The organism is Kitasatospora putterlickiae (assembly GCF_039527695.1).
Lineage (GTDB): Bacteria > Actinomycetota > Actinomycetes > Streptomycetales > Streptomycetaceae > Kitasatospora > Kitasatospora putterlickiae.
Genome location: NZ_BAAAKJ010000107.1, coordinates 7,884 through 13,249 on the forward strand (window position 1 = coordinate 7,884; position 5,366 = coordinate 13,249).

Below are 5,366 nucleotides of genomic sequence, written 5' to 3' on the forward strand. Positions count from 1 at the left end.
ACCTCAGCCGCGCCGCCGCCGGCGGCGAATACCCCCACCTGGCCGCCGCCTTCGCCACCACCGGAACACCCTCCGGCGACCCCGACACCGTCTTCGACCGCTCACTCAACCGCGTCATCACCGCCGCCCTCTCCCCATCCGCCCAGCCCTGACCACCGCCCCCCACCAACGCCGGCGCCTGCGGCCACACCCAGGTGAGCCGAGCGCCCGCAGCGGCGGGGGCGCGCGGCCGAGTGATGCGCGCCCCCGTTTTGGGGGTCACCCCAGGGCGCGGGGGAGGGTGGTGCGGACCCATTGCTCGGGCTCGGACAGATGCGGAGCGTGACCGGCGTGGGGGTAGACGTGGCGTTCGGGCTTGGGGAGGGAGAGGTCGATCAGGTCGAGGATTTCGCCGTACATCGGCTCGCTGTCGTCGCTCTGGGTGAGGAGGACGCGTTCGGTGAAGCGGTTGAGGGCGGTGAGGTCGAGGTCCAGGGCGTCTGGATCGCGCAGTTCGTCGAGGTAGGTCGGCGCGTTGCGGATGTAGGTGTGGCGGACCGGCGCGGGGAGCTGTTCCCACGCCCCCGGGCCGAAGGCGATGGTGTCGACGTAGCGCTCGGCCGCCGCGGCCGACTCGGCCTCTTCGAGGAGTTCGCGGACGGCCGAGATCCGTTCGGCGAAGGCCACGCCGAGGGGGCGGAGCTCCGGGTCGGCGAGCAGGGTCCCGGTCGCGGGCGGTTCGTGAACGGCCACGCCGCGTAGCAGGTCCGGGCGGGCGGCGGCGAGGCGGAGGGCGATCAGGCCTCCGTAGGCGTCACCGCAGACATAGGCCGGCGCGAGGCCCAGGCCCACGATCAGGGCGGCGAGGTCGGCGGCGTCCTCGTAGACGGACCCCTGGGTGAGCAGGTCGTCGCTGCGGCTGTGCCCCCGGCGGTCGTACGCGACGGCCGTGGTCTCCTCGGCGAGGCCCGGCAGGACGCGCGACCAGCTGTCGGCGTCCGTCCACGACCCGTGCACCAGTACGAGCCCCGGCCCGGCGCCCCGGGTCTCGTAGTACAGCGACACCCCGTTCACCATGATCTCGGCCATCGCGAGCCTCCCGACCTCGGCCGTGCACCGGCAACGCCCCACCCACCAGCGTGACACACCCCCGTCACACCGGTCGGATGAACGGCGGCGGTCACGGAGGGCATCGGCTGTCGAGCAGCACTCGCACCCACACCCGTTTCCCGGCACCCCTGCGGGTGATGACGCCGAAGTCCAAGGCGAGTTGGCGGACCAGGTCGATGCCGCGACCGCCCTCGTGGAAGCGGCGCGGCCGGCGCTCCTGGAGCGGGAGGTCGTAGCGCGGGTCCCAGACTTCGAGCCGGCAGTCACCGTCGAACTCCTGGAGGTAGAGCCGGACTTCGCCGCACCCCTGGCAGGCGTGGACGACGGCGTTGGTGACCAGCTCGGAGGCGATGAGGACGAGGTCGTCGACCCGGTCCCCCGACCACCCCCAGGCGGTGAGCTGGTCACGGATGTGACGGCGAGCGGTCCGCACCGAGGAGTCGTGGTCGGTGAGGGAGGTCTCCCAGGTGCGGAGAACGGGTCTGCGGAGAGTGGACATGGCGGGGCCCCTTCAGGATCGTGTCCGTTCGGTCACGTTGAGTGTGGGTCACCCGAAATCGAAACTGCAACAGCATTGCTCGAAGAAATTAATTGATCTTGAATCGGACTTGAGTGCGCGGCCTCGATCTGGTGAGACTGGACACCCATACCCGAAGGGAGGGGCGCCACTTGAGCAAGCAACTGTCGGCGATCAGGCAGATCCGTCTCGGCGATGAGCTGCGCGCCTGGCGGCTGGAGAACAACAGGACCCTTGTCGACATGACGGACGGCCTCAAGGGTTGGAGCCCCGGTCGGCTGAGCAGAATCGAACGAGCGCAGCAACAGATCACCCGCGCTGACCTCACCAAGCTGCTCGACCATGCCGGAGTCACGGGTCAGGATCGTGAGGATCTTGAGAGTCTGCTCGGCGACGGCCCACCCAAGCAGTGGTGGCGCGACCTGGACTACGCGGAGACCATCACGCCGGCCTTTGCCGAGTACCTGGCGCTGGAAGCCGACGCATCGCACATACAGAACTACTTCCCATCCGCGTTCCCCGGTCTCGTCCAGACCGAGGGCTACGCGCGCGAGATGATCGCGGCGGGCGTCGATGCACCCAACGACGAGCTTGTCGAGGCCGGAGCCGAGGTCCGCGTCCTCCGCCAACGGAGGCTGACCGAGGATCCGAGGCTCGACTTCAAGGCCTACTTCGGCGAGGTCGCCCTGCTCATCGCGGGCGATCAAGCGGTTCTGGCCGACCAGATCCGGCATGCGATCAAGGTCGCCAACTACCCGAACGTGACCTTGCGCATGGTGCCGCTGAGCGCAGGACGGCCAGGCGTTCTGGCCTCGGGAATCACCCTGATGCACTTCCCTGACGACCATTCCGACGGCTTCGTCTTCGTGGAAGCCATCGGCGGTATGCTCCCCAGGAGAACGGGACGCGACGTCAAGCGGGCCGAGAGGACCTTCGTGCGCGTCGAGCAGTTCGCGTTGTCGCCGGAAGACACCATCGCCGCCCTCGAACGCAAGCTGGAAGAGCTGACGTGAGCCAGAAGCACGACCCCTACGTACACAACCCCGCCGACGCCGCCTGGACCAAGTCCCCGTTCTCCGCCGAAGGCAACGGCGATTGCGTGATCATCGCCCGCTTCCCCAACGGCGACGTCTGGCTCGGCGACGACAAGAACCCCAACCGGCCCCACCTCGCCTTCGACCACGCCGAATGGGCCGCCTTCGTCAAGGCCATCGAATCCCACTCCCCCAACTTCACCGCCTGACCCGCGAAGGCCCTGCCCACCCGGGCAGGGCCTTCGCCTTGGAAAGATCCCGCACGTGGGGGGGGAAGCCGCCGACGTGGAGGCGGACCCGTGAAGTGGTCGGTCGAGCCGGTCGACGGGCATGAAGCCGAGCTGCTGTCGGTGCCGCTGCTCCGAGCAGCCTGCTTCGCCTACTCAGCCCGGAGGAGGGTTGGATGGCGGCTGGGCAGGGTGGTCAAAAGCCGTTCGATGGCGGTCTATGCGTGGTGATAGCCTCCACCAACTCATGTGATCTTCATGATGTGAAGCTCTGCGGGCGCGTCCTTCCAACACTTCGTCGAGCCGAAGGTTCCCGGAGGTGTCGACCAACCGGGCCCGCCGCGTCCAGGGAGGGACATCCACCACCGTGTACCGCAGATTCCGTCCGGCCCGGCTGTTGGTGATGCCGTTGCTGGCCTCCGCTCTCGCCCTTGCCGCCCCGCTCCCCGCAGTCGCCGCCACCCCGGCCGTCCCGGCGGCCGAGCCGGGGTTCCTGCCCGAAACCGTTGTATCGGGGCGGCCGTTGCCCCAGCCGCGCGTGGAGAAGCTGCTCGCTGCCGGCCCCAAGGGCTTCCTGCACGGCGTCCGTGACAACAAGATGGCCTGGACCTCGTACGAGACCGGCACCACCTCCACCGTCGACGGAGCCTACTTCTACGAGGACTGGGCGCGAACTCCCGCGCAGTTCGGCGCGACCGGCGACTACACCGTCGCCGCCGACCCGAACAGCGGCGGCACGTCCTGGAAGCTTCAGAACATGGCCGACGGTACCTCGGTGACTCTGACCACGCCGGTCACCACCTGGCTGGGGGGTGTGTACGGAGACGCTGTCCTTGTCGAAACCCACGAGCAGACCTCCCCCACCGACCCGAGCCAACGCGTCGCTCCTTTGACCTTCCTTCGGGCGGACGCCGCCGGCGGCACTGTCAGCATCCCGGTCACCGGCTTTCCCGACCAAGTCGTCCCGGCACGGATACGTCTCCTCGGCGGTGATGCGAAGGAGGCCATGTTCGGCTTCAAGGACGCAGCCGGCACGTACCGGATCGCCCTGGCCGACACCGGCACCGGCGCCCTGCGAATCTCCCCGCCGGTGACCTCGGCGGACAAAACGGAGTTCTGGTGCCCCGGCCTGGAGGCGATCAGCCCCGACAGGGTCGCCTGGATGGGCGCCGACTGCAACGTGCACGTCCTGTCCCGTGCCGACCTCTCCGCCGCCGAGACGGTCGTGCCGTTCGGCCCGGCCAACCAGCCCCAGGCGATCGGCCTCACCGGGGACTGGCTGCTCAGCGTCAACGGCCCCGCCTCTCATGGAAGCCCCACCCCCGACCAGGCACCGCTGATGGCCCGCCCGATCGCCGGTGGCACCCCTGTAGCACTGCTGCCGCACGCCGCTCCCATCCTGGTCCCGACACCAGAGGGAGGCGTCCTGGCCGAGGGCGGCGATACCTCCAGCAGTTGGCAGGCACAGCGCATCACCACCACGGGCAGCAACCTGCCGACAGTCGTCACGACCGGCTACCGGGTCGAGCCGAACGCCTACACCCTGCAACGCCTCAGCCTGTCCGCGAACGTCCTGACCTCCGCCGAAAACGAGAGCTTCGTCGGCGCGGAGTTCCAGGAGCGCCGATTCACCCCCGGCGCCGCACCCGCGATCACGGCCCCGGTGTCCCTTGGCGCCGAACAATCCCTGGACCCGACCCTCAACTGCGGCGCTTCCATGTGCGACGACCTGACCGGCACCGGTGACGGCCGAACCGTCCACGTCGGCCGAACCGGCCTGGTGGTGCATCAAGGACGGGACGCCCGGCTCGTCTTCCTGTACCCCGGCGCTGCGGCGCATCGGGTCGCGGAAGCCTCTGGCGGCTTGGTCCTGCTCGACCAGTCGACCCCGCAAAACCGTTCGATGTCGGTCATCGGGATCGACGCCCCCCGGGCCGGCCAGGTGATGGCGACCGTGAACAGCGTCACCGCGACGCTCGACGAAGGCACCCTCTACTCGCCCGGAAGCGCGGGTGAGATCACCGCCCTGGATCTGGACACCCAGCAGACCCGGACCCTGAAGACCGGCAAGGCCTGCACCATCACCAGCCTCCTGTCCTCCCGCGGCTGGCTGTACTGGAGCTGCGGCCAGTCCGCCGGCCTACTGCGCCCGGCCACCGGCAGTGCCATCGAGGTCCCGCCGCTCGCCTCCGCGATCGGCGACGGATTCCTGTTCTACGCGTACCGCGGCGAGTTCGGCACGGTGGTGGACTTCCACACCGGCACCCCGGTGACCAGCACCGTCAGGGCCATGCCCGCCTACGGCGACAAGTGGAGCGTCGACCGCTTCGGCAGCGGCCTGGTCTTCAGCGACCGGTTGCAGAACCTGCACTTCGTCTCCGTGACCGCCCCCGCGCAGGGCACCACCTACACCCCCGTGAGCCCGGATCGGCTGTTGGACACCCGGTCCGCCGTCGGCCGGCCCTCGACCGACAAGGTCCCCGGCCGCACCACCGTCCC

The 5,366-nt window shown here is 69.3% G+C and carries 5 protein-coding genes; 3 read left to right on the top strand and 2 right to left on the bottom strand.

Annotation, left to right across the window (positions count from 1 at the left end; genetic code table 11):
* Positions 1–258 precede the first annotated feature (258 nt).
* A complete protein-coding gene (locus ABD308_RS11325) occupies positions 259–1,068 on the bottom strand; it encodes an alpha/beta fold hydrolase (protein WP_344331850.1) in 810 nt (269 codons plus the stop codon).
* A 91-nt stretch (positions 1,069–1,159) separates the two neighbouring features.
* Entirely contained in the window at positions 1,160–1,588 is a 429-nt protein-coding gene (locus ABD308_RS11330) for an ATP-binding protein (protein WP_344331852.1), read from the bottom strand.
* 170 nt (positions 1,589–1,758) lie between these two features.
* On the opposite strand from ABD308_RS11330, the gene ABD308_RS11335 reads away from it, so the two are divergent.
* From ABD308_RS11335 to ABD308_RS11345, 3 genes are all read left to right on the top strand, one after another.
* Positions 1,759–2,619, top strand: coding sequence for a helix-turn-helix domain-containing protein (locus ABD308_RS11335; protein ID WP_344331854.1), 861 nt, complete (start codon positions 1,759–1,761; stop codon positions 2,617–2,619).
* Complete coding sequence (locus tag ABD308_RS11340) at positions 2,616–2,849, top strand: DUF397 domain-containing protein (RefSeq protein ID WP_344331857.1); 234 nt, start codon at positions 2,616–2,618, stop codon at positions 2,847–2,849. Before ABD308_RS11335 ends, ABD308_RS11340 begins: the two co-directional genes overlap by 4 nt.
* Positions 2,850–3,234: 385 nt before the next feature.
* Positions 3,235–5,366, top strand: a 2,132-nt coding sequence (locus ABD308_RS11345; protein ID WP_344331858.1) for a hypothetical protein, incomplete at its 3' end; no start/stop codon positions are given.

Excerpts from the sequence above, each read along its gene's own strand:
- ABD308_RS11325 (WP_344331850.1), bottom strand. The coding sequence starts at position 1,068 with ATGGCCGAGATCATGGTGAACGGGGTGTCGCTGTACTACGAGACCCGG.
- ABD308_RS11330 (WP_344331852.1), bottom strand. The coding sequence starts at position 1,588 with ATGTCCACTCTCCGCAGACCCGTTCTCCGCACCTGGGAGACCTCCCTC.